Raw genomic sequence first — 22476 nt, 5'->3', positions numbered from 1 at the left:
CCCCCGGGGCAGCGAAGAGCCCGACCGGTCCGCGGACCGGTCGGGCTCTTGTCGTACGGGGCGGCGGTCAGACCATGCCGCCGGTCACGCGCAGATTCTGGCCGCTGACGAAGCCGCCGTCCGGGCCGCAGAGGAAGGCCACCACACCGGCGATGTCGGCGGGCTCGCCGATCCGGCCCAGCGGGGTCATCCGGACGGCCAGCTCCATGCCTTCCTGGGTGATGTTGGCCCGCAGCAGCTCGGTGTCGGTGGCGCCCGGCGAGATCGCGTTGACGGTGATGCCCCGCGGGCCGAACTCCTGCGCCGCCACGCGGGTGTACTGCTCGACGGCGGCCTTGCTGCCGGCGTGCAGCGACACACCGGGCACCGGCAGCGCGGTGTTGGCGGTCGAGAGGTTGATGATGCGGCCGCCGTCGTTCATCAGCCGCGAGGCCTCCTGGAGGGCGAAGAACACGGCCCGGGCGTTGACCGCCATCGCCCCGTCGAACTCCTCCTCCGTCACGGCGTCGATGCGCGTCGCGGTGGCCGCCGCGGCGGCGTTGTTCACCAGGATGTCGAGGCCGCCGAGCAGGCGGTGCGCCTCCGCCATGGTGCGGCGCACCTCGGCGACCTCGGTGAGGTCCACGCGGAGGGCGTACGCGGTGCGCCCGGCGGCCTCGACCGCCGCCACGACCTCCTTGGCCTCGGCCTCGCGCTCGCGGTAGGTGAAGGCCACGTCGGCGCCCTCGGCGGCGAGCCGCTCGACGACCCCGCGGCCGATGCCGCGCGAGCCTCCGGTGACCAGGGCCTTCTTCTGGGAAAGAGTCATCATGTGTCCTCGGTGTGCGGAAAACGGATATACGGAAGCGGGCATGCGGAAACGGATACGACGGAGCTGATACGACGAAGCGGGGGCCGGCCCGGCGGCCGGCCCCCGCAAGCGGTCGGGCGGTCGGGCGGTCAGCCGGCTGCCCGGACGTCGAGGTAGGCCGGGTCCGGCGGGATGGACGACAGGTCGGCGGCGAACCGCACCCGCCCGTCCTCGCGGGAGATCTCCTCGAAGCCGTTGAACTTGAAGGAGACGTACATCATCCGGTTGCGGTCGGTCGGCACGAAGTCCGCGATCAGCCGGGCCCCGGCGTCCCGGGCCAGCCGCTTGACGTGGTTGATCAGCACGGTTCCCACGCCCCGCGACATCACCCGGCAGGACATCAGCAGCAGCCGGAGGTGCCAGTCCTCCTCCCCCTTCTCCACCAGGGCGAGCCCGATGGTGCCGTACGGCCCGTACCGGTCGGTGAGCGAGGCGGTGAGCAGCAGGTGCCGGTCCGAGGTGCGGAAGGCGTCGAGCTCCTCGTACGAGTAGGTGACGCCGGTCGTGTTCAACTGATTGGTGCGGACGGTCAGTTCCTCGGCGCGCTGCAGGTCCGGCTCGCCCGCGGGGGCGATCTCGAACCGCATGCCGAGGCGGGCCAGGAACTCGTCCTGGGCTCCGTCGAACCGCTCCTCGGCGTCCTTCCGTACCTGGTCCGCCCGGTACATCTCGCGGCGGCGCCGGGAGTCGTCCGTCGCGAAGCGCGGCATCAGCTCCGGCAGCCGGGTCAGTCCGGGCAGCTCGGCCGCGTCCAGGCAGCGCACCTGCGGAAGCGCGAAGGAGACCTCGTCCCGCTCGAAGGGCTGGTCGTCGATGAACGCGATCGTGTCCAGGCCGATGTTCAGCGCCTCGGCCACGGACCGCACGGACGCCGACTTGGCACCCCAGTTGATCTGCGGGTGCAGGAAGTACTCAGCCAGGCCGAGCTCTTCGAGCCGGGCCATGGCGGCGGCGTGGTCGTTGCGGCTGGCGATCGAGTGGAGGATGCCGCGCTCGTCCAGGGTCCGGATGGCGTCGGCGACGCCGGGCCGCACGGTGACCCGCCCGTCCTCCAGGAGGACTCCGTCCCAGACGGTGTGGTCCAGGTCCCACACCACGCACTTCACGGTCTTGCCGGTGTCGGCGGTCTCGGCGGTCTCGGCGGTCTCGGCGGTCTTCGCGGTCGTGCCGGTCTCGCTCATGCGGCACGCTCCCGCAGGGCGGCCTGCGCCAGGTAGTCCTGCTGCACTTGGGTGCTTCCCTCGATGATTTCCATGATCTTGGCGTCCCGGAGCATGCGCTGGGCCGGGTGGCCCTCGGCGCAGCCCGCGGCCCCGAAGATCTGTACGGTGTCGGCCGCCGCACGGAACGCCTTGACGGAGGCGAAGTACTTGGCCATCCAGGTCGCGTCCACGGTCGCCGGGTCGCCCGCGTCCTTCAGCCGCCCCGCCCGCAGGCACAGCAGCCGGGCCGCGGTCGCGTCGGTGACCATGTCGGCGATCATGCGGCGTACCAGCTGGTGCTCGCCCAGCGGCCGGCCGAACTGGACGCGCCGGTCCGCGTGCGCCGTGGCGGCGTCGGCGCACGCGGCGAGCAGGCCGACGCACCCCCACGCCACGCTGTAGCGGCCGATGTCCAGCGCGCTGGTGGCCACCGCCGACAGGCCGAAGCCCGGCCGCCCCACGAGGGCGTCGGCCGGCACCCGGCAGTCGTCCATCCGCAGTTCGGCCAGGAGCGAGGCCCGGGTGCCGAGCATGCCGGTGACGGGTACGACCTCCAGGCCGGGTGCGTCGCGTCCGACGAGGAACGCGGTGATCTGCCCGTCGAGCCGGGCGAACACCAGGAAGACGTCGGCCCGTTGTCCGAAGGTGGTCCACTTCTTGGCGCCGGTGAGGGTGTAGCCGCCGTCCGGCAGGCGTTCCGCGGTGGTGCTCAGCCGCCCGGCGTCGCTGCCGGCCTCGGCCTCGGAGAGCCCGAAGGCGCCGACGCTCTCGCCGGCGGCGAGGCGGGGCAGCCAGTGGGCGCGCTGCTCCTCGCTCCCCCAGCGGGTCACCGCGTGCACCACCATGCTGTGCACGGTCAGCAGACTGCGCATCGACGAACAGGCGTGCCCGACCGCCTCGTTCAGCAGTCCGAAGGAGACCGCGTCGAGCCCGGCGCCTCCGTACTCGCGAGGCACCAGGGCACCGAGGTGGCCGCGCGCGGCGAAGCCGGCGACGGCCGATTCGGGCACGGCCTCGTTCTCGTCCCACGCACCGGCGTACGGGGCGATCTCCGCCGCCGCGTAGGACCGGGCTTCCGCGAACAGGCTCTCCTGCCGCGCCGTCAACTGCATCGTGCTACCCCGTGGTCGTCAGGCGGTCGGCGTGGCGGCCGCGGCCTTGCGCGCCACGAAGGCGGCCACGGCGTCCACGCTGCGGAAGTTGTCCATCCGGAGGTCCTCGTCGGCGACCGGGGTCGCCAGCTCGCTCTCCACGAACATCACCAGCTGCATGATGAAGAGCGAGTTCACGAAGCCGGAGGCGAACAGGTCGTCGCTGTCGCCGAGTTCCCGGTTGCGTACGTACTTGCCGATGAATTCCCTGGTGGCGGACTTGATGGCGTCCATCGGGGACCTCTCTGTGCGGGTGTGCGGGTGAGGGTGTTCGGGTGAGGGGGAGGGTGGAGGGCGGGGCCGCGTCAGGCGGCGGGCCGCCCGCCGTAGTCGTAGAAGCCGTGGCCGCTCTTGCGGCCGTGCAGTCCGGCGTGGACCATGCGCTGCAGCAGCGGGCAGGGCCGGTACTTGCTGTCGGCGAAGCTCTCGTACAGGCCCTCGATCGAGAGCAGGATGGTGTCGAGGCCGATGAGGTCGGCCGTCTCCAGCGGCCCCATCGTGTGGCCGAAGCAGGTCTTGAAGATCCGGTCGACGTCCTCGACGGTGCTGACGCCGTCCTGGAGGAGGAAGGCCGCCTCGTTGATGGTCAGCATGAGCACGCGGTTGGACACGAAGCCGGGGGCGTCGTTGACGACGATGCCCTCCTTGCCCATGGCCGCGAGCAGCCGCTGTGTGGTGGCGATGGTCGCCTCGGAGGTGTGGTGCCCCCGGATGACCTCGACGACCGGCTTCTGCGTGACCGGGTTCATGAAGTGGGTGCCGATGACCCGGTCCGGGCGCGACACCGCGCCGCCCACCTTGGTGATCGGGATGCAGGAGGTGTTCACCGCGAAGACGGCGTGCTCCGGGCAGAGCCGGTCGATCTCCTCGTACACCCGGCGCTTGGTCTCCCAGTCCTCGGTGACGTTCTCGATGACGAAGTCGACCTCGGTGAACCCGCTGTAGTCGGTGGCGAAGGTGATCCGCTCCAGCACCTCGGCGACGGGGACCTCCGGTCCGCCGGCGCCCAGCAGCCGCTGGAAGCGGACCTTCTGCTCGATGGCCCTGCGGGCCCCGTCCAGCGCCTCCTCGGAGACGTCGACGAGGACGACCCGCAGTCCGTGCTGGGACAGCACCTGGGCCACCTCGCGGCCCATCACTCCGGCGCCGGCCACACCCACCGCGCGCAGCGCTTCCATGTTCTCCTCCATGCCGTTGTCGTTCCGTTCGTCCTCCGGGCGGGCTTTCGCCGGGGCGGCCGTCACCGCGCCTCCTCCTTCAGCCGGTCCACGACGGCGGCGAGACCGGCCACCGTGAGCGCGTTGAAGACGGTGCCGACGGCCACGTCGACGCCCAGCTCCGCGCGCAGCCGCGCCGCGAGCTGGATGCCGAGCAGGGAGTGCCCGCCGAGCTCGAAGAAGTCGTCGTGCGCGCCGACCCGGTCCAGGCCGAGCAGGTCCTGCCAGAGCGCGGCCAGCGCGCTCTCGGTGTCCCCGCGCGGGGCGGTGTACGGGGTCATCAGATGCGGCCGGGGGTGGGCGGGGCCGGCCGGAGCGGCGCCGGCGGCGTCCTCCCGCGGGCCCGCGCCCGCGCCCTCGGCGATCACCTGGGCCATGACCGCGTCCAGGTCCTGGGTGCACACGGCGACCTGGGGGCCCGGGGCCGCCGCCAGGATCCGGTCGAAGGCGGCCACGCCCTCGTCCGGCCGGATGCCCTGCGCCAGCTGCTGCCGCAGGAAGGCGACGCCCGGGGCCTCGCGCCCCGGCCCGTCCTCGTCCTCGGCCTCGGCCTCGGCCTCGGCGAAGCGGTAGCCGACGATCTCCTCGGACGTACCGCTGCGCAGGCCCGCGAGGCGTTCGGTGAGGTCACCGGTCCGCTTCAGGACGAATCCCTCGACGACGACCAGCACACGCCCGTCCTCGTCGGTGATCGTCACGTCGGCGGAGAGGGTCTCGAGCGCCGGGTCGTCGGCCACGGCATAGCGGTGGTGGCTGTAGACGCGGGCGGTGAGCGGGGCGTACTGGGTGACCCGGCCGTACGAGATGGGAATGCGGAACTCCTTCGCCGCGTGCACCCCGACGAAGGCGGTCGCGAGGTCCATCAGCGACGGGTGGAGGGCCAGCTCCGGGACCTCGTGGGCGTACCGCTCCGGGAGCGCGAGCAGGGCCAGGTACTCCCGGTCGCCGGCGTACATCCGCTCCAGGCACAGCGAGCGGCCCGCGAAGCCCATCGGGCCCTCGTGCACGGGACGTTCCACCGGGCGCAGGCCGTCCGGCCCGGTCAGGGCCGCGATGTCCAGGCGCTCGGCGTGGCGGCGCTCGGTGTCCGGCCGGTCCCCCCGGTCGCCGACGGTCGCCCGGCCGGTCGAGTTGAGCTGCCAGGCGGCCTTGCCGTCGTACCGGCTGACCACGGAGAACGTAGAGGCGTCTCCGCTGCGGTCGAGCACCACCCGGACCTCGCGGGGCCGGTTCTCGTCCACCACGATCGGGGAGAGGAAGGTGATGTCCGACAGCTCCCGCGGCTCCCGGCCGGAGTGCTCGGCCACCGCAGCCCGGACCAGCTCCAGGTGACCGGTGCCGGGGACGACCGGGTGGCCCAGCATGCGGTGCTCGTCGACGAGCCAGCTGCGGTCCGCGCTGAAGTCGGCCGCGTAGACCGCGTGCCGCTCGGTGGCGGTGAGCCGGCGCGTGAGCAGCGGATGGCCGGTCTCCGCGGCGGCGCCGGCGCCGGGGTTCGCCCCGGCGGACCCGCCGACCGTGCGCTCGGCCATGCCGACCTCGCGCCAGGCGTCCCAGTCGATCGCCGTGACCGGCAGGTCGCCGAGGGCGTCGTGGTGGTGGGCGACGGCGTCCAGGAAGGCGTTGGCCGCGCAGTAGTCCACCTGCCCGAGCCCGCCGGTGACGGAGAGCAGGGAGGAGCACAGGACGACGAAGTCCAGGTCCGCCGCGACCTGGCGGCAGGCGTCGAGGAGCGCGAGCGTGCCCTCCACCTTCGGGGCGAGCACCTCGGCGGCCGCCGCCGGGTCCTTGAGCTGCATCAGGCCGCCGCCGGGCACTCCCGCGGCGTGCACGACGCCATGCACGGCCCCGAAGCGCTCCACGGCGTGCCGCATCGCCGCGGCCACGGCCGGGCCGTCGGTGATGTCGGCGCGGACGACCTCGACGCGGGCGCCGGACTCCTCGAGGCTCCGTACCCGCTCGATCCGCCGGACGAGCGTGGCGTCCGTGCCCGTCCCGGCGGTCAGGGCGTCCCACTCCTCGCGGGGCGGCAGCCCGTGCCGGCCGACCAGCACCAGGTTGGCACCGGCCGTCCGGGCCAGGTGCCCGGCCAGCTCCAGGGCCATGCCGCCCAGACCGCCGGTGATCAGGTAGGTGCCGCCCGGGCGCAGCCGGGGATGGGGCTGCTCGGTGCGGTCGACCGGGGCGGGCAGGAACACCCGCCGCCAGCGGCCGGTGCCGCGCAGCGCGATCTGGTGGTCGGTGACGGGCTGGTGCAGCTGCGCCACGAGGGCGTCCAGGGCCCGGGGCACGTCACGGCGGCTCGCGGGGGCGGTGAGGCTGATGTCCACGCTGCGGCAGGCGACGCCGGCCGACTCGCGCGGCCAGACCTGGGTGGGGCCGAGCAGCAGGGCCTTGCCCGGCTGCGAGCCGCTGCCGTGCAGCGGGTGCAGGTCGCTGGAGACGACCGTGACGTCGACCTCGCCGGCGGCGCCGGTCGCGCCGAGCGCCTGGGCCAGGAACAGCAGGCTGTCGAAGGCCCGCCGGCGGAGCTCGCCGGGGTCCGGGACGTCGTCGGGGCCGGTCACGGTCCAGCAGTGCACGATGTGCCGCGGCAGTGCGCCGGCCCGGTCGAGCTCGCGCAGCAGGGCGGCGTAGTCCTCGGCGCGGTCGGGCCGTACGGTGTAGCGCCCGTCGCCAAGCTCGTGCCAGGCGTCGCCGGCCCGGACCGTCACCACCCGGTGTCCGCGCCCGGTCAGCCGGGCGACGACGTGGTCGCCGACCGCGTGGTCGTCGAGGAACACCAGCCAGTCGGCGGGTTCGTCGGTGGGCTCTCCGGCGGCGCCGGCCCCGGCGAGCAGCGGCGGCAGCGGTTCCCAGGCCGGTACGGAGAACCACTCGGCGAGGTTCTCCTTGCGGACCAGCGCGGGGGCCGCCGGCGGCGCCTGCTCGGTCTCCCAGCGGGGCGTGACGCGGTGCTCGCGCAGGTCGAACGGAGTGGTCGGGAGGGCGACCCGGACCGGGCCGCCGTCGAGGGCGGGCCACCGCACCGGGACCCCGGCGAGCCAGAGCTTGCCGAGCGTGCCGCGCAGGAAGGCGGCCGCCGGGCGCCGGTCGAAGGACGGGGGCAGCGTGGCGAGCACCAGCTGGGCCGCGGCGTCCTCGGCGGGGCGGTTGCGCAGGGCGATGCCGCCGAGCGTGGAGCCAGGGCCGACTTCGAGGAGGACCCGGTCCGGCTCGTCCCACAGCTTGCGGACGCCGTCGGCGAACCGGACCGGCTCGCGCAGGTGCCGGGCCCAGTAGCCGGGGTCGGTGGCCTGCTCGTCCGTGATCCAGTCACCCGTCACGTTGGAGAGGTACGGGACGGACGGCGGCTTGAGCGCGAAGCCGGCGACCAGCCGGGTGAACTCCTCGACGAGCGGTTCCATCATGACGGAGTGGAAGGCGTGCGTGGCGTTGAGCCGGCGGGCGGCGACGCCCTCGGCGGCCAGGTCGGCCTCGACGGCGGCGATCGCGTCCGGCTCTCCGGACAGGACGCACAGCTCAGGCCCGTTGACCGCGGCCAGGGAGAGCCGTTCGCCGAGCAGCGGGCGGACCCGCGACTCGGGCAGCGGCACCGCGAGCATCCGGCCGGGGGCGAGCCGGCCGATCAGTTCGGCCCGCGCGGCCACCAGGGTCAGCGCGTCCTCCAGGGTGAGCACGCCCGACAGGCAGGCCGCGACGTACTCGCCGAGGCTGTAGCCGATGAGGGCGTCCGGCCGGACCCCCCAGTGTTCGAGCAGCCTGGCCAGCGCGTACTCCACGACGAACAGGGCCGGCTGGGCCTGTTCGGTCTCGCTCAGACCGTCGACCGGGTCCGTCCCGCGGCCGAGCAGCCTGCGCAGGTCGGGTCCCTGGTCCGGCTCGGCGGCGGGGGCGGGGGCCGGCCCGGGGTAGAGCGCGGCGGGCAGATCGATGCCGGACCGCTCCTTCAGCAGGGCCGCGCAGCGGTCCACCTCGGCGCGGAAGACCGGTTCGGTCTCGTAGAGCTGACGCCCCATCTGGGGGTACTGGTCGCCGAGACCGGTCAGCAGGAAGGCGACCGGCGGAGCGTCGTCCGCCGCCCGGCCGGCGAAGAGGGCGTCGGCCGACCCGCCGCGCAGTGCGGCGACGGCCCCGTCCAGGTCGCGGGCGAGGGCGATCCGCCGGTGCGGGAAGTGGCTCCGGCCGTCCTGGAGGGTCCGGGCCACGTCGGCGAGCCGCAGGCCGGGCCGGTCCGCGAGGTGTGCGGCCAGCCGCTCGGCAGCCTGCTCGGCGCCCTCCGGGGTGCGGGCGGAGACCGGAAGCAGCTGCCAGTCGGCACGGGGCTCGGCCCGGTCCGGCCCGTCCTCCTGGGCACGGACCGGCTCCGGTGCCTGCTCCAGGACGACGTGCGCGCCCGTACCGCCCAGCCCGAACGAGCTGACCCCGGCCCGCAGCGGGCCGGAGTCGGCCGTCCAGGCGGTGAGTTCGGCGTTGACCCGGAAGGGGGTGCGGGCGAAGCGGATGCGCGGGTTGGGCCGCTCGAAGTGCAGGGTCGGCGGCAGCATCCGGTGCTGGAGCGAGAGGACCGTCTTGATCAGACCGGCGATGCCGGCGGCGGCGTGCGTGTGCCCGATGTTCGTCTTGACCGAGCCGAGGGCGCAGTCGCCCTCGCGCCAGCCGGCGGCCCGGAAGGCGCGGTCGAGCGCGTCGACCTCGATGCGGTCGCCGAGCGGCGTGCCGCTGCCGTGCGTCTCGACGTAGCCGATGGTGTGGGGATGTGCTCCGGCGCGTTCCAGGGCGGTGCGGATCACCTCGGACTGGCCCTGTACGCCCGGGGCGGTGAAGCCGACCCGGTCGGCGCCGTCGTTGCCGACGGCGGAGCCGAGGATCACGGCCCGGATCGGGTCGCCGTCGGCGAGGGCGTCGGCCAGCCGGCGCAGCACGACGACGCCCACGCCGTCGCCGATGACGGTGCCCTCGGCGGCGGCGTCGAAGGCGCGGCAGTGCCCGTCGGAGGAGAGGATGCCGCCGCGCTGGAAGACGTATCCGCGCTGGTGGCCCGAGCGGACCGTGGCACCGCCGGCGAGCGCCGTGTCGGACTCGCCGAGGAGCAGGCTCTGGCAGGCGAGGTGCACGGCGACCAGGGAGGTGGAGCAGGCGGTCTGCACGGTCACCGACGGGCCGGTCAGATTGAGTTTGTACGAGACGCGGGTCGCCAGGTAGTCGCTGTCGTTGGCGACGTCGCGGGCGAACTCCGCGGCCGCGTCGCCGTCGGTGCGCACATGCCGGAGGTAGTCGCTGCGGTAGCCGCCGGCGAAGACGCCGACCTTGCCGCCGAGCCGGTCGGGACGGCGTCCGCTGTCCTCGAGCGCCTCCCACGCGCACATCAGCATCAGCCGGTGCTGCGGATCCATGATGTCCGCCTCCCGGGGGTTGATGCCGAAGAGGCCCGCGTCGAAGCCGAACTCGTCCTCGAGCACGGCCTGGGCGCCGACGAAGGCGGGGTCGGCGCGCAGCGCCTCCGGCACGCCCGCGGCCGCCAGTTGCCGGTCGTCGAAGAAGGTGACGCTCTCGGTGCCGTCCCGCAGATTGCGCCAGAACGCCCCGGGTCCGTCGGCGCCGGGGAACCGGCAGCCGATGCCGACCACCGCGATGCGGTCGTCGGGGACGTCGGCGGTGGCGGTGTCGGCGGTGGCCGTCTCTCGTCGGCTCATCGCTGCCCCTCTCCTCCTTCGGTGTGGGGGGCGAAGTCCAGCCCCAGGTCCAGGGCGGGCGCCGAGTGGGTCAGCGCGCCGACGGCGAGCAGGTCGACGCCGGTGCGGGCGTACCCGGCGGCCACGTCGAGGGTGAGGCCGCCGGAGGCCTCCAGGCGGGTGCGGGTGCCCGCGGCGTCGCGGCGGCGGACCGCCTCGGCGCACTGCTCGACGGTGAAGTTGTCCAGCATCACCTCGTCGGCGCCGAGGGCCAGCACCTCGTCGAGCTCGTCGAGGGTGGTCACCTCGATCTCGCAGGGCAGCTGCCCGGCGTGGGCGCGGGCGGCGCGCAGCGCGGCGCCCGCCGAGCCGGCGGCGACGATGTGGTTGTCCTTGATCAGGATCGAGTCGCCGAGGCCGAGACGGTGGTTCTCGCCGCCGCCGCGGCGCACCGCGTACTTCTCGAGCAGGCGCAGGCCCGGCAGGGTCTTGCGGCTGTCCCGGACCGTGCAGCCCGTGCCCGCCAGCTCGTCGGTCCACCGGGCCGTGAGGGTGGCGATGCCGGAGAGATGGCACAGCAGGTTGAGCATGGTGCGCTCGGCGAGCAGCAGTTCGCGGGTGGGTGCGGTCACCCGGAGCGCCACGTCACCGGGGCCGAGCCGGTCCCCGTCCGCCCGGCACTCGGCGACCTCGTACCGGCCGCCGGTGACGAGGTCGAGCACGGCAAGGGCCACCGGCAGCCCGGCAAGCACTCCGGACTGCCGCGAGCCGACGACCGCCTCGGTGACGGCCTCGGCGGGCACGGTGGCGTCGGTGGTGGCGTCGGCGCCGTAACGGAGGTCCTCCTCCAGCGCGGTGACGACGACGCGGCGCGCGTCCTCGACGTCGACGCCGGCGGCGCACAGCCGCTCGTCGGTCGCGGGCGACCACACCTCGGCGATCATGCTGCTCCTCCCACGGGAACGGGACGGTTGACGACCGGCCGACCGGTGGACCCGTCCAGCAGCGCGGTGACGACCACGCACCAGGCGCTCTCGACGTCGACGCCGGCGGCGCGCAGCCGCTCGTCGGTCGCGGGCGACCAGACCTCGGCGATCATGCTGCTCCTCCCACGGGAACGGGACGGTTGACGACCGGCCGACCGGTGGACTCGGCCAGGCGCACGGTCGTCGAGCGGCCCCAGGCGGTGTCGTCGGTGTCGGGGAAGTCGGTGCGGACATGGCAGCCGCGGGTCTCGCGGCGCTCGGCCGCGGCGGCGAGAAGGGCGTCGGCCACCAGGGTGAGGGCCGCGTCCTCGACCGCGCGGGCCGAGTCGAGCGGGTGGCGGTGGGAGACGGCGGCGACGGTGCCGGCGGCCTCCGCCAGGCCGGCCGCGGTGCGGCCGATGCCCGCGTGGCGGGTCATCGTCCGCTGCAGGACGGCGCGGTCCGCCACCGCCGCGGGCGCGGTGCGGTCCGGCCATCCGGCGGCGTCCGGATCCGCCGGGGCGCGGTCGCGCAGATCGGCCGCGGCGGCCCGCGCCGCCCGCTCCCCCACCACGAGCCCTTCGAGCAGGCTGTTGGAGGCGAGCCGGTTGGCTCCGTGGAGTCCGGTACGGGCGACCTCGCCGGCCGCGTACAGGCCGGGCACCTCGGTGCGGCCGTCGACGGTCGCGACGACTCCGCCGCAGGCGAAGTGGGCCGCGGGCGCGACCGGGATGGGCTCACGCGACGGGTCGACGCCGGCGGCGGCGCACATGGCGTGGACGGTCGGGAACCGGCGCCGGAAGGCCTCCGGCCCGAGGTGGGTGGCGTCAAGGAGGACGTGGTCGCTGCCCGTCTCCGCCATGCGGCGGGTGATCGCGGCGGCCACGACGTCGCGCGGGGCGAGGTCGGCGAGCGGGTGCACGCCGGCCATCACCCGCTCTCCGCGGGTGTCCACCAGGACGCCGCCCTCGCCCCGTACGGCTTCGGTGACGAGCGGCCGGCGGCCGTGCGCGCCGGGGCCGGTGAACAGCACGGTCGGGTGGAACTGGACGAATTCAAGGTCCGCCAGGCTCGCTCCGGCGCGCAGCGCGAGGGCGAGCCCGTCGCCGGTGGCGCCCTCCGCGTTGGACGTCGCCCGGTAGAGCTGGCCGAGGCCGCCGGTGGCGAGGAGCACGGCCGGGGCGCTGATCAGGCCCGGCACGGCGGCCGAGTCGAGCACCGCGAGGCCCGCCACCGCGCCGCCGGGCGTGCGCAGCACGTCCAGGGCGGTGTGTCCGGTCAGCACGGCGACGCGCCGGTCACGGGCGGCCGCGAGGAGGGCCCGCTCCACCTCCGCGCCGGTGGCGTCGCCGCCGGCGCGGAGGATGCGGAAGGCGCTGTGACCGCCCTCGCGGGTACGGGCGAGCGCGCCGTCGTCGCCGGTGTCGAACCGGGCGCCGGTCCGGCGCAGCCGCTCGACCGCGTCAGGACCGTAGGTGACGATCCGTTCGACGGCGTCCTGCTCGCAGAGTCCGGCTCCGGCCACGTGGGTGTCCCGGGCGTGCCGCCCGACCGTGTCCCCGGGCTCGTGCGCGGCCGGCAGCACGACGGCCACGCCGCCCTGGGCGTGCCGGGTGTTGCCGTCGCCGGGACCGCCCTTGGTCACCACCAGGACCCGCAGCCCGAGTTCGGCGGCGGTGAGCGCGGCGGTGAGGCCGGCGACGCCGGTCCCCACCACCACGAGGTCCGCGCGGGCCGCCCAGCGCGGATCGGTCATTCGCCACCGCCCGGCCGGCCGATGGCGATCATCCGCCGCACGGACTCCCGGCCGCGCGCGGCGACCTCCGGGTCCACGTGCACCTCGTCGGCGCCCTCGCGCAGCGCGCGCAGCAGCGCGGCCGGCGTGATCATCTTCATGTAGCGGCAGGAGGCGCGCTCGTTGACGGCCCGGAAGTCGATCTCCGGCGCGGCCTTGCGCAGTTGGTGCAGCATCCCGATCTCGGTCGCGACGAGCACGGAGCGGGCCCCGGTCTCGCGGGCCGCGTCGAGCATCCCGCCGGTGGAGAGGATCCGCACCCGCTCCTCGGGCACGATGCCCTCGCCCGCGAGGTAGAGCGCGGAGGTGGCGCAGCCGCACTCCGGGTGGACGAAGAGGTCGGCGTCGGGGTTGGCGGCCGCCTGGTCGGCCAGCTCGGGCCCATTGATACCGGCGTGCACATGGCATTCGCCGGCCCAGATGTGCATGTTCTGCCGGCCGGTCTCGCGCTTGACGTGGGCGCCGAGGAACTGGTCCGGGCAGAAGAGGACCTCGCGGTCGGCCGGGATCGACTCGACCACCTCGACCGCGTTGGAGGAGGTGCAGCAGATATCGGTCTCCGCTTTCACCTCGGCGGTGGTGTTCACGTACGAGACCACCACGGCGCCCGGGTGCTCGGCTTTCCACTCCCGCAGCTCCGCGGCGGTGATGGAGTCGGCCAGCGAGCAGCCGGCCCGGGCGTCCGGAATGATGACCCGCTTCTCGGGGGCCAGCATCTTCGCCGTCTCCGCCATGAAGTGGACGCCGCAGAACACGATCGTGTCGGCGTCGCACTCGGCGGCGATCCGGCTCAGTCCGAGGGAGTCGCCCACGTGGTGGGCGATCTCCTGGATCTCCGGGAGTTGGTAATTGTGCGCGAGGATCACCGCGTTGTGCTGTTCGGCGAGCCGCAGCACCTCATCGCGCCAGGCCGCATCGGCCACCACCCCGCCGTACGGGGTCAGGTCATCCTCCGCGCGCTCCGTTCCGGACGTGGCCGGCACGGGATTCGCTTCCGCCGTCATCTGTTCAAGCCCTTCCAACCGAAAGCCTGGCGATCCAATTTGTCCGAGAGAAACAACGTAATCGAGCCGCCTAAAACCGAACTTAAAGTTCGCCAGTCGGCCGGATATCGGACGCTAAAGAAGTGCGGAACTCCCGCGCAGCGGAGAAATATCGCAACAGGCGGGGCGCTAGCATGACGGCACATCACGTGAATTAAGGCCGCCCGGCATCCGGTTTACCGTCAAAAGCCCGCGCGGAGAAAGCCCTTCTCCAGGAGGTTCTGTGAACGCGACTCTCGATGAACTGCGCAGCATTCTCATGGAGCTGGGCGTGGCGGAGGACGAGCTGACGCCCGGCTGCCGGCTGCGGTCCGGTCTCGCCCTGGACTCCACCGAGACCGCGCAGCTGGAGCTGGAGATCGAGGAGCGGCTGCGGGCGCGGGTCGACCTCTGGGACCGGCACGACTACTCCCTGGCCGAACTGGCCGGGGCGATCGACCGGGAGGCGGGGAACGCGGCCGGAGCCGGGGCCGAGGCCGCCGGAGAGGGCGCCCGATGACCGACGGCACCGTGCGCGTCCCCGCGGAGCGCGCCGAGGAGTACCGCCGGCGCGGCTGGTGGCGACCCGAGCTCGTCACCGACGTGGCACTCGCCGCGTCGGCGGCCCACCCGGACCGCTGTGCCGTCGTCGACGGCGGCGACCGCCTCACGTACGGCGAACTCGCCACGGCCGTCGACACGGCGGCGGCCCGGCTGCGCGGCCTCGGCATCGGCCGCGGCGACCATGTGCTCGTCCAGCTGCCCAACGGCCTGGAGTACGTGGTCACCACGCTCGCCCTGATCCGGCTGGGCGCGCCTCCGGTGGTGGCCCTGCCGGCGCTGCGCGAGCACGAACTCGAGCACGTCCTGAGCGTCACCAAGCCGGTCGCGCTGGCCGTGCCGCGCCGCTCGCGCCGCTTCGACCATCTGGCCATGGCCGAGCGCCTGCGGGAGCGCCACCCGGGCATCCGCACCCTGCTCGTGACCCGCGAGGACCGGAGCACGGCGGACCCGGACGTGCCGGTCCGTACGGACACGCCGGCCCGGACGGACGCACCGGCCCGGACGGACGCACCGGCCCCGGCGGGCCTGGCCGACCTCACGGCGCTGGCCCTGGGCGGCGTACTGCCCGGCGTCGAGGCCCCGAACCACGGGCCGCGCAACGCCGCGGACGAAGCCGCGGGCGACGCCCCGGAGCCGCCCTCTCCGCGGGACAACGCACTGTTCCTGCTCTCCAGCGGGACCACCGGCCCGCCGAAGGCGATACCCCGCCCCCACGAGGCGTTCGGGCATGTGATCGACTCCGCGGCCGAGGTGTCCGGGCTCACCGAGTCGTCCGTCTACCTGGCGGTGATGCCGGCCTCGCACAGCTTCGTCCTGGGCCACCCCGGGATCCTCGGCACACTCTCGCGCGGCGGCCGGATCGTCCTCGACTCCCCCGACGACCCCCGACGGACCCTCGCGCTCGTCGAGCGCGAAGGGGTGACGCACTGCGCGCTCGCCCCCGCGGTCCTGCTCCAGTGGCTCGCCGCCGCCGAGGAGGGCACCGAGGAGGGCACCTACGATCTGACGAGCCTTCAGGTGCTGCAGATCGGTGGCGCGCGCCTCGACGCCACCACCGCCCGCCGGGTCCGCGAGCGGCTGGGCTGTCAGGTCCAGCAGGTCTACGGCATGAGCGAGGGCCTGCTGAACTTCACCCGGCTCGACGACCCGGACGCGGTGGTCGACGAGACCCAGGGCCGCCCCTCCGCCCCCGGCGACGACCTCCTCGTCGTCGACGAGTCCGGCCGCGAGGTCGGCCCCGGGGAGACCGGCGAACTCCTCACCCGGGGCCCGAGCGTGCTGGCCGGCTACTACGGCGAGGACGAGGGCAACGCCCGCGCGTTCACCGCGGACGGCTACTACCGCACCGGCGACCTGGTGCGGCTGCACCCCAGCGGCAATCTGGTGGTCGCGGGGCGGGTGAAGGACGTCATCAACCGGGGCGGCGAGAAGATCCCCGCGGACGAGCTGGAGGCCGTCGTCCTGACCCATCCGGGCGTCCGCGCCGTCGCGGCGGTCGCGATGCCGCATCCGCTGTACGGGGAAGCCGTGTGCCTGTTCGCCGTGGGCACCGAGGACGGCCTGCCGGCCCTGCGCGTGCTGCGGCGCCACCTGGAGGACAAGGGGCTTGCCCGCTACAAGCTGCCGGAGCGGCTCGTACCGGTGGAGGCGCTGCCGCTGGCCGGCGTCGGCAAGGTGAACAAGGTGGCGCTGCGGGCCGAGGCCGCGCGGCTGGTGGCGGCCGACCGGGCCGCCCGCTCATGAGGCGCGTCGGCCCCGGTCAGGTCCGCGAACTCCCCGTGCCGTACGGCGAATCCGGGCGGTCCGAGCACGGCGAGCACCGCGGCGTAGCCGGGCGGCGCGTCGAGCCGGGCCAGCCGCATCTCCTCGGCGAGCCCGGGCCGGCCCTCCCAGTGCGTGAGCCGCGGCGCGCCCTCCGGATCGTCGACGCCCAGCCGGTTCATGGGGAACCGCAGTCCGTCACCGGTCGCCTTCAGTGCCGCCTCCTTGCACGTCCACACCGAGAGCAGCCGGCGCCGGCGCGCGGTTTCCGGGAGCTCCCGGTAGGCGGCCGTCTCCGCGGGCGCCAGCATGCGGGGCGCGAGTCCCGGCAGGTCGATGGTTCCGTCGTCGCACTCGACGTCGATGCCCACGGGTGTCTCCCGGGCCACGGCGAGGGCGATGTGGTCGCCCGAGTGGGACAGGGACAGTTCGAAGGACTCGTCCAGGGCCACCCGGGGCTTGCCGTGCGGTCCGCCGCATCCGTCGCAGGCCCGGACGACCGGTACGTCACGGGGCGCGAGGCCCGTGTAGCCGCCCACGGCCCGTCTGATCAGGGCGCAGCCCATCACGAACCGGGCCACCGCATCGGGCCTGACCAGCTGCGCGAGGCGCTCCCGCTCCTCCGCGCCGAGCAGGTCGCGGTGGTGCGGGCGCAGCTCGCCCACCGTCCCCCACCACACGTGGACGGTCCCGTGCGGCAGTTCCGCACTCTTCTCGACGACGGCCCTCACGCGAGCACCACTCCTTTGACTCCTGTGCACAACGGATCGGACGGGACGGTTTCCATGGCTCTTTCGGTGTGTGTCTTCTGCAGCTCCTCGGACGCGGTCGACGCCCGGTACGTCCGGCTGGCCGAAGAGGTGGGCACGGCGGTCGCCGCCCGCGGCTGGACGCTGGTCTCCGGCGGCGAGCACGTCTCGATGATGGGCGCGGTGGCCGCCGCCGCGCGGGCGGCCGGCGGGCAGACGGTCGGGATCGTCTCGGACTCGCTGCTGCACCGCGCCGACCGGGACAGCGACCGGCTGGTGGTCGCCCGGGGCATGAGCGCCCGCAAGCAGCGGATGTGCGACGAGGCCGACGCGCTGCTCGCGCTGCCGGGCGGCCTCGGCACCTGCGACGAGATCTTCACGGCCTGGACGGAACGCATGGTCGGGGCGCACGCCAAACCCCTCGTCCTGCTCGACCCCGACGACCACTTCGGCGGCCTGCTCGGCTGGGTCGCCGACGCCCGGGCGCGCGGGTTCGTGACGGAGCGCTCGCTGGCGGCGGTACGGCAGGTGCGCACCGTCGCGGACGCCCTGGACACCTGCGCCGGCCGGCTGCCCGCCGCCACGACGCGCTGAGCTCGCCCACCCACGGAAAGGTCCCGGAGAACACCATGGAAACCACGAACCGCACGAGCCCGTGGCTGATCACCCCCCGGCCCGACACCGATGCCCGGCTGCGGCTCTTCTGCGTGCCGTACGCGGGCGGCGGCGCGTCCATGTACCGCGGCTGGGCGCACCGGCTGCCGGCCGGGGTGGAGGTCAACGCCGTACAACTGCCCGGCCGCGAGGAGCGGTTCCGCGAGGAGCCGGCGCGGCGGCTCGACGACGTGGTCGCCCGGCTCGGCACCGTACTGGCCGGGCGCACCGACCGGCCCTACGCCCTCTTCGGGCACAGCATGGGCAGCCTGCTGGCCTTCGAGACCGCGCGGTGGCTGCGCGCCGAGGGCTGCCCGGCGCCCGAGTTCGTCATCGTGTCGGGCCGCGGAGCGGCGCAGATCACGCCGCCGTGGCCCGCCATCCACCACCTCCCGGAGGAGGAGTTCGTCCAGCGGGTGATGGAGATGCACGGCACGCCGGCTTGGGTCTTCGAGGACGAGCAGCTGCGCGCGATGGTGGTACGGACGCTGCGGGCCGACCTGGCGGTGGTGGACACCTACCGGTACCGCGACGAGGCTCCGCTGCCGTACCCGATCACGGCCTTCACCAGCCCCGGCGACCGGCTCGCGCCGATCGAGCACGTGCGCGCCTGGGCCGAGCAGACCACGGCGGGCTTCCGCTGTCATGAGATCGAGGGCGGACATTTCTTCCTCCGGGACAATGCGGAGACGTTCCTCTCCGTGCTGAATTCCGAGCTCGAGGCGAGGCTCTCGTCGTGACGGCGGTCCGCCGCGCCCTCCTGGTCGACCAGGTGATCGAGCACATGCGGCAGCGGATCACCGCCGGCGCCTGGCCGGTGGGCCACCGCATCCCCACCGAACCGGTGCTCGCCGACGAACTCCAGGTGGCCCGCAACACCGTCCGCGAGGCGGTCCGGGCGCTCTCGCATTCCGGTCTCCTCCAGGTGCGGCAGGGCAGCGGCACGTATGTACGGGCCACCAGCGAGCTGTCCGGCGCCCTGCGCCGCCTGCGCACGGCCGAGCTGCGCGACGTGCTCCAGGTGCGGCGCGGCCTGGAGGTCGAGGCGGCGCGGCTCGCGGCCGACGTGCGGAACGAGGACGGTCTGCGGGCCCTTGAGGCCCGGCTCGCGGAGTGCGAGGCGGTGGCGCGGGCGGGCCGGTGGGAGACCCTGGCGCAGCTGGACACCGCGTTCCACATGGCGCTCGTGGAGTTCACGGGGAACAGCGTCCTGGCCGGCCTGTACCGCGGTTTCTACGAGGCGGTGCTGGCCAGCGTGCTGACCTGCGTGGATCCGTGCGGCGCCGAGCCCGGACTCGCCTTCCACCGCAGGCTTCTGGAAGCGGTGCGGGCCGGCGACGCCGAGCGGGCGGCGGCCGAGGCGGGCGCCCATCTGTCCGCGCTGCTGCGACAGCGGAACACGGTCCCCGCGGCGGCGGGTTGACGGGCCGTCACGATGCCCGCGCGCCCACGGCCGCCAGCGGCGCGGCGGACGGCTCCAGCCACGGCTCCCTGGACAGCACGGCGTGATGCAGGTTCTGCAGCCGCGGGCCGGGCTCCATGCCCAGTTCCTCGATGAGAATGCGCCGGATGCGGTTGTAGACGTCCAGACATTCGGAGATGCGGCCGCTGCGGTAGAGGGCGATCATCAGGAAGAAGTAGAGGTTCTCCCAGATCGGCTTCTCGGCGATGAGCCCGTACAGCTCGCTGGTCAGCATCGAGTGGCGCCCAAGGCCGATCTCGAGCTCGAGCCACTGCTCGTACACCGCGTTGCGCCGCTCGTCCATCTGCTGGGCGTAGTCCCGCAGGGCCGGCACGTCCCGGAGGTCGGCGAGCGCCGGTCCGTTCCAGAGGGCCAAGGCCTCCGAGAACACGCTCGCCGCTTCCTCCGCGCGGCCGGCCGCGGCCGCGGAACGGGCCTTCGCCACCAGTGAGTCGAAGCCGTCGCAGTCCATCACCTGGGCGCCCGGGCGGAACACATAGCCGGACGGCGTGGTCGCGAGCACGCCCGGGTCGATTCCGACGCCCTGGAAATGCTTGCGCAATTTCGAGACATAGACCTGCAGGGCGGTGGACGCCGTGCGCGGCGGCTCGTCCGACCACAGCACATCGATCAGGTGCGGTGCGGTGACCGGACGGTCGGAACTGACGCACAGCGCCGCGAGAAGGGAACGGAGCTTCAGGGGGCTAGGAGTTACCCCCTCTCCGTCGTCGTTCTTCACTTCGAGTGGTCCAAGAATTTGTATCTTCACGAACATTCCCCCTACTTGCCATGTGTGCACAGTTGCGCAACTGAACGGTGCACACACGTGACGCCGACCGCACGAACCGCGCGGCCGGTTTGATCTTCAGCAGAAGGAACCGGGGCCGTCAAGTTTCGGCCGCGAACGCAAATTGCCCTTACGCGGCACCATTCTCGTACAATGACCGCGCCACAAGGCACCAATCAGGACATTTACTACCGATCCCAGCTCTCCGCGCCTCGCAGGGACCGCTTCTCCACCCGCATGCGACACCGATCGGGAGCGGCGGAAAGTGACACACTGATCCAGCCGGGTAAACTCTTCGCCAAGTTCAACCGTACCGCGCGGTCTGGTTTTTCTGCCGCTTTAGCGGAGCACAACCGGAGCCGGGCCACATCCCCCGGGCATGGCCTGGACCTGCGCGGTGTCTGCCGGAGCAAAGGCGAAGCGGAGCGGAAGCCGAGGTGATCTTGCACACACCGCCGGGCGAGTTCGCATCGCGCCGGTCGTGTCTCAGCCGAGGGTCACCGGCAGGGACGCATATCCCCGCAGAGCCAGCCGGTCGGTGCGCGAGGGCGTCCCGGCGAGCGCCATCGCGGGAAATCGCGCGAACAGCTCGTGGAAAGCGACTTCCGCCTCCATACGGGCGAGCGCGGAGCCCAGGCAGAAATGCGGTCCGGCGCCGAAGGAGAGCGACGGACCTGCGGGGCGGCCGGGGTCGAAGACGTCGGGGTCGGAGAAGCGGCGGGGATCCCGGTTCGCCGCGCCGAGGAGGACAAGCACCTGGGTGCCCTCGGCGATCCGCATGCCGCCGAGCGCCGTGTCCTCGGTCGCCCACCGGTCGGTGACCTGCGCGGGCGGGTCGTGGCGCAGCACCTCCTGCACACAGGCCGCCGCGGCCGCGGGGTCCCGGGCGATCCGGTCCCGGTCGGCCGGCCGGTCGAGGAGCACGCCGAGCCCGTTGGCCAGCAGGCTCGCGGTGGTCTCGAAGCCCGCGGCGAGCATCAGCACCAGGTTCACCACCAGTTCGCGCTCGCCGAGCCGTGCGCCGTCGGCGTCGGCGTTGGCGTCGGCGCCGGCGCCGGCGTCGGCGTCGCTCACCTGGACCAGGGAACTGATCAGGTCCTGTTCCGGCCGCGCGCGCCGCTCGCCGACAAGACCCGCGAAGTACTCCATCAGTCCGCTCGCCGCGGCGTCGGCCCTGCTCAGGTCGCGTTCCCGGCCCGCGGGTTCGAGCACGTACGAGAGGTCCGTGGCCCGGTCGCGGAACCAGCCGCGGTCCCCGGCGGGCACGCCCAGCAGCTCGCAGATCAGCGCGATGGGCAGCGGATAGGCGAAGCCGTCCACGAAGTCCACCGGCCCACCGCCGGCCGCCCGTTCGGCCAGGCCGTCCAGGAGGCGGCGGGTGTGACCGAGCGCGGCCTCCCGCAGTCCGGCCACCCGGCGGGAGGTCAGCGGCCGGCTCAGCAGCCGCCGGACGCGTTCGTGGTGCGGTGCCCGGGCCCGTATGACCGAGTCGCCGATCATGGCCGCCGAGGGGTGTGCGGCGATCCACCCCGGCCGGGTCCGCTCGCGGAACGCGCTGTCCTTGACCTGGAAGACGGGACTGCGCAGCACCTCGTCCGCCTCCGCGTACCCGCAGACGACCACCCACTCGTCGTTCAGCCGGTGCACCGGCCCGCCCGCGTGCAAGGCACGGTAGACCGGGACGGGGTTCTCCCGGACCCCGGACGTGAACAATGCGTCGACCGGGCGTAAGGCGTGGTTCGTCATGCGGTCCACCATGCCGGTAATCCCCTGGCCGGCAAACGGCACCGCGGCCGAATTATTCACCTCAGCGGGCACCGTGCCCGGCCCCGCTTACCCCACCGGTTAGCCGTCCTTTAGCGGAATTCCCGCCCCCCGTTGCTACAGTCGCCGCATTCCCACGTACCTGCCAACACACCTAGGCGGACCATGCTCCGGTCATCACTCAGGGCAATTCTGGCCGTTATGATGCGCATATTCTTCCGGCCCCGCATCACCGGAATCGAGAACATTCCGGAATCCGGGCCGTGCATCATCGCGGCGAATCATCTGTCGTTCTCGGACCACGTCTTCATCTCGCTGGCCACCAAGCGGCCGGTCTGCTTCATCGGAAAGGCCGAGCGGCTCACCGGCACCGGTCCGAAGGGGCTCGTCAGCAAGGTCTTCTTCAGCGCCGTGGGCATCGTCCCGGTGGACCGGGACGGCGGCCCGGGCGGCGTCGCCGCGCTGGAGCAGGCGCGCGAAGTCATCGAGGAGGGACGCGTCTTCGGCATTCACCCCGAAGGCACCCGCTCCCCGGACGGGCGCGTCTACCGGGGCAAGACGGGGGTGGGCTGGCTGGCCATGGCGACCGGCGCGCCGGTGGTGCCGTGCGGTCTGGCCGGCACCGCGGACGTACAGCCGCTCGGCAGCCTCGTACCCCGGCCGGTCCGGTTCGACATGCACTTCGGGAAGCCCATGCTCTTCCCCGAGCACGTCGGATCCGAGCGCGACCCGAAGCTGCGCCGCTCTGTCACCGACGAGATCATGCGGCAGATCCAGGAACTGTCGGGACTCGAATACGTCGGCCGGTTCGCCTCGAAGGACAAGGCGCCGGCCGGGAACACCAGCCGCTGAGCGGCC

Annotated in this window: 18 protein-coding genes and 1 pseudogene; 6 read left to right on the top strand and 13 right to left on the bottom strand. The window is 73.5% G+C overall.

Features of this window, described 5'->3' with window-relative positions; all coding sequences use genetic code 11:
• Positions 1–67: 67 nt before the first annotated feature.
• The 10 genes from JAO84_RS28160 to nadA all read right to left on the bottom strand — a co-directional run bounded on the left by JAO84_RS28160 (position 68) and on the right by nadA (position 13838).
• Positions 68–808, bottom strand: coding sequence for an SDR family oxidoreductase (locus JAO84_RS28160; RefSeq protein ID WP_265865040.1), 741 nt, complete (start codon positions 806–808; stop codon positions 68–70).
• 131 nt (positions 809–939) lie between these two features.
• Positions 940–2031 carry an HAD-IIIC family phosphatase gene (locus tag JAO84_RS28155; protein ID WP_370415320.1) on the bottom strand — a complete coding sequence of 364 codons (1092 nt, stop codon included), beginning with the start codon at positions 2029–2031 and terminating at the stop codon, positions 940–942.
• The gene (locus JAO84_RS28150) at positions 2028–3164 is read right to left on the bottom strand and encodes an acyl-CoA dehydrogenase family protein (RefSeq protein ID WP_370415319.1); all 1137 of its coding nucleotides are present in this window, start codon (positions 3162–3164) and stop codon (positions 2028–2030) included. The genes JAO84_RS28155 and JAO84_RS28150 overlap by 4 nt, the downstream gene beginning before the upstream one ends.
• Before the next feature lie 18 nt (positions 3165–3182).
• Positions 3183–3437, bottom strand: a complete 255-nt coding sequence (locus JAO84_RS28145; RefSeq protein WP_265865037.1) for a phosphopantetheine-binding protein — start codon at positions 3435–3437, stop codon at positions 3183–3185.
• Positions 3438–3508: 71 nt separating this feature from the next.
• Entirely contained in the window at positions 3509–4447 is a 939-nt protein-coding gene (locus tag JAO84_RS28140; protein ID WP_265865036.1) for a 3-hydroxyacyl-CoA dehydrogenase family protein, read from the bottom strand.
• Positions 4444–10116, bottom strand: coding sequence for an SDR family NAD(P)-dependent oxidoreductase (locus tag JAO84_RS28135; RefSeq protein WP_370415318.1), 5673 nt, complete (start codon positions 10114–10116; stop codon positions 4444–4446). Before JAO84_RS28135 ends, JAO84_RS28140 begins: the two co-directional genes overlap by 4 nt.
• Positions 10113–11039: a carboxylating nicotinate-nucleotide diphosphorylase gene (gene nadC / locus JAO84_RS28130; protein ID WP_370415317.1), complete on the bottom strand. Its 927-nt coding sequence runs from the start codon at positions 11037–11039 to the stop codon at positions 10113–10115. The genes JAO84_RS28135 and nadC overlap by 4 nt, the downstream gene beginning before the upstream one ends.
• On the bottom strand, positions 11036–11194 hold the full coding sequence (locus tag JAO84_RS28125) for a hypothetical protein (RefSeq protein WP_370415316.1): 159 nt from the start codon (positions 11192–11194) through the stop codon (positions 11036–11038). Before JAO84_RS28125 ends, nadC begins: the two co-directional genes overlap by 4 nt.
• Entirely contained in the window at positions 11191–12816 is a 1626-nt protein-coding gene (locus tag JAO84_RS28120; RefSeq protein ID WP_370415315.1) for an L-aspartate oxidase, read from the bottom strand. The genes JAO84_RS28125 and JAO84_RS28120 overlap by 4 nt, the downstream gene beginning before the upstream one ends.
• Positions 12813–13838, bottom strand: a complete 1026-nt coding sequence (nadA, locus tag JAO84_RS28115; protein ID WP_265865033.1) for a quinolinate synthase NadA — start codon at positions 13836–13838, stop codon at positions 12813–12815. The genes JAO84_RS28120 and nadA overlap by 4 nt, the downstream gene beginning before the upstream one ends.
• 283 nt (positions 13839–14121) lie before the next feature.
• Between nadA and JAO84_RS28110 the strand changes: the two genes are divergently transcribed.
• Positions 14122–14397 (top strand): acyl carrier protein, encoded by a 276-nt coding sequence (locus JAO84_RS28110; protein ID WP_370415314.1) that lies wholly within the window; start codon positions 14122–14124, stop codon positions 14395–14397.
• On the top strand, positions 14394–16184 hold the full coding sequence (locus JAO84_RS28105) for a (2,3-dihydroxybenzoyl)adenylate synthase (RefSeq protein ID WP_370415313.1): 1791 nt from the start codon (positions 14394–14396) through the stop codon (positions 16182–16184). The genes JAO84_RS28110 and JAO84_RS28105 overlap by 4 nt, the downstream gene beginning before the upstream one ends.
• 161 nt (positions 16185–16345) lie before the next feature.
• Here the strand turns inward: JAO84_RS28105 and JAO84_RS28100 are convergent.
• Positions 16346–16768 (bottom strand): annotated as a pseudogene (locus tag JAO84_RS28100) (4'-phosphopantetheinyl transferase superfamily protein); the annotation flags it as partial.
• Between the two features lie 219 nt (positions 16769–16987).
• Here JAO84_RS28100 and JAO84_RS28095 point away from each other — a divergent pair.
• Genes JAO84_RS28095 through JAO84_RS28085 form a run of 3 tightly spaced genes read left to right on the top strand, consistent with a single transcriptional unit; the run spans position 16988 to position 19028 of the window.
• A complete protein-coding gene (locus JAO84_RS28095) occupies positions 16988–17545 on the top strand; it encodes a TIGR00730 family Rossman fold protein (RefSeq protein WP_370415312.1) in 558 nt (185 codons plus the stop codon).
• Positions 17546–17580: 35 nt separating this feature from the next.
• Positions 17581–18345 carry a thioesterase II family protein gene (locus tag JAO84_RS28090; protein ID WP_370415311.1) on the top strand — a complete coding sequence of 255 codons (765 nt, stop codon included), beginning with the start codon at positions 17581–17583 and terminating at the stop codon, positions 18343–18345.
• Entirely contained in the window at positions 18342–19028 is a 687-nt protein-coding gene (locus JAO84_RS28085; RefSeq protein WP_370415310.1) for a FadR/GntR family transcriptional regulator, read from the top strand. Before JAO84_RS28090 ends, JAO84_RS28085 begins: the two co-directional genes overlap by 4 nt.
• Before the next feature lie 7 nt (positions 19029–19035).
• On the opposite strand, the gene JAO84_RS28080 is transcribed toward JAO84_RS28085, so the two are convergent.
• Both JAO84_RS28080 and JAO84_RS28075 read right to left on the bottom strand, forming a co-directional pair.
• Complete coding sequence (locus JAO84_RS28080) at positions 19036–19842, bottom strand: BTAD domain-containing putative transcriptional regulator (RefSeq protein ID WP_370415309.1); 807 nt, start codon at positions 19840–19842, stop codon at positions 19036–19038.
• Between the two features lie 498 nt (positions 19843–20340).
• A complete protein-coding gene (locus tag JAO84_RS28075) occupies positions 20341–21600 on the bottom strand; it encodes a cytochrome P450 (RefSeq protein ID WP_370415308.1) in 1260 nt (419 codons plus the stop codon).
• A gap of 219 nt (positions 21601–21819) precedes the next feature.
• Here JAO84_RS28075 and JAO84_RS28070 point away from each other — a divergent pair, with 219 nt between their 5' ends.
• Positions 21820–22470 carry a lysophospholipid acyltransferase family protein gene (locus tag JAO84_RS28070; protein ID WP_370415307.1) on the top strand — a complete coding sequence of 217 codons (651 nt, stop codon included), beginning with the start codon at positions 21820–21822 and terminating at the stop codon, positions 22468–22470.
• Positions 22471–22476 lie beyond the last annotated feature (6 nt).

It is taken from the genome of Streptomyces fradiae, assembly GCF_041270065.1.
Lineage (GTDB): Bacteria > Actinomycetota > Actinomycetes > Streptomycetales > Streptomycetaceae > Streptomyces.
This window is presented reverse-complemented; position numbering and strand designations above follow the sequence as displayed.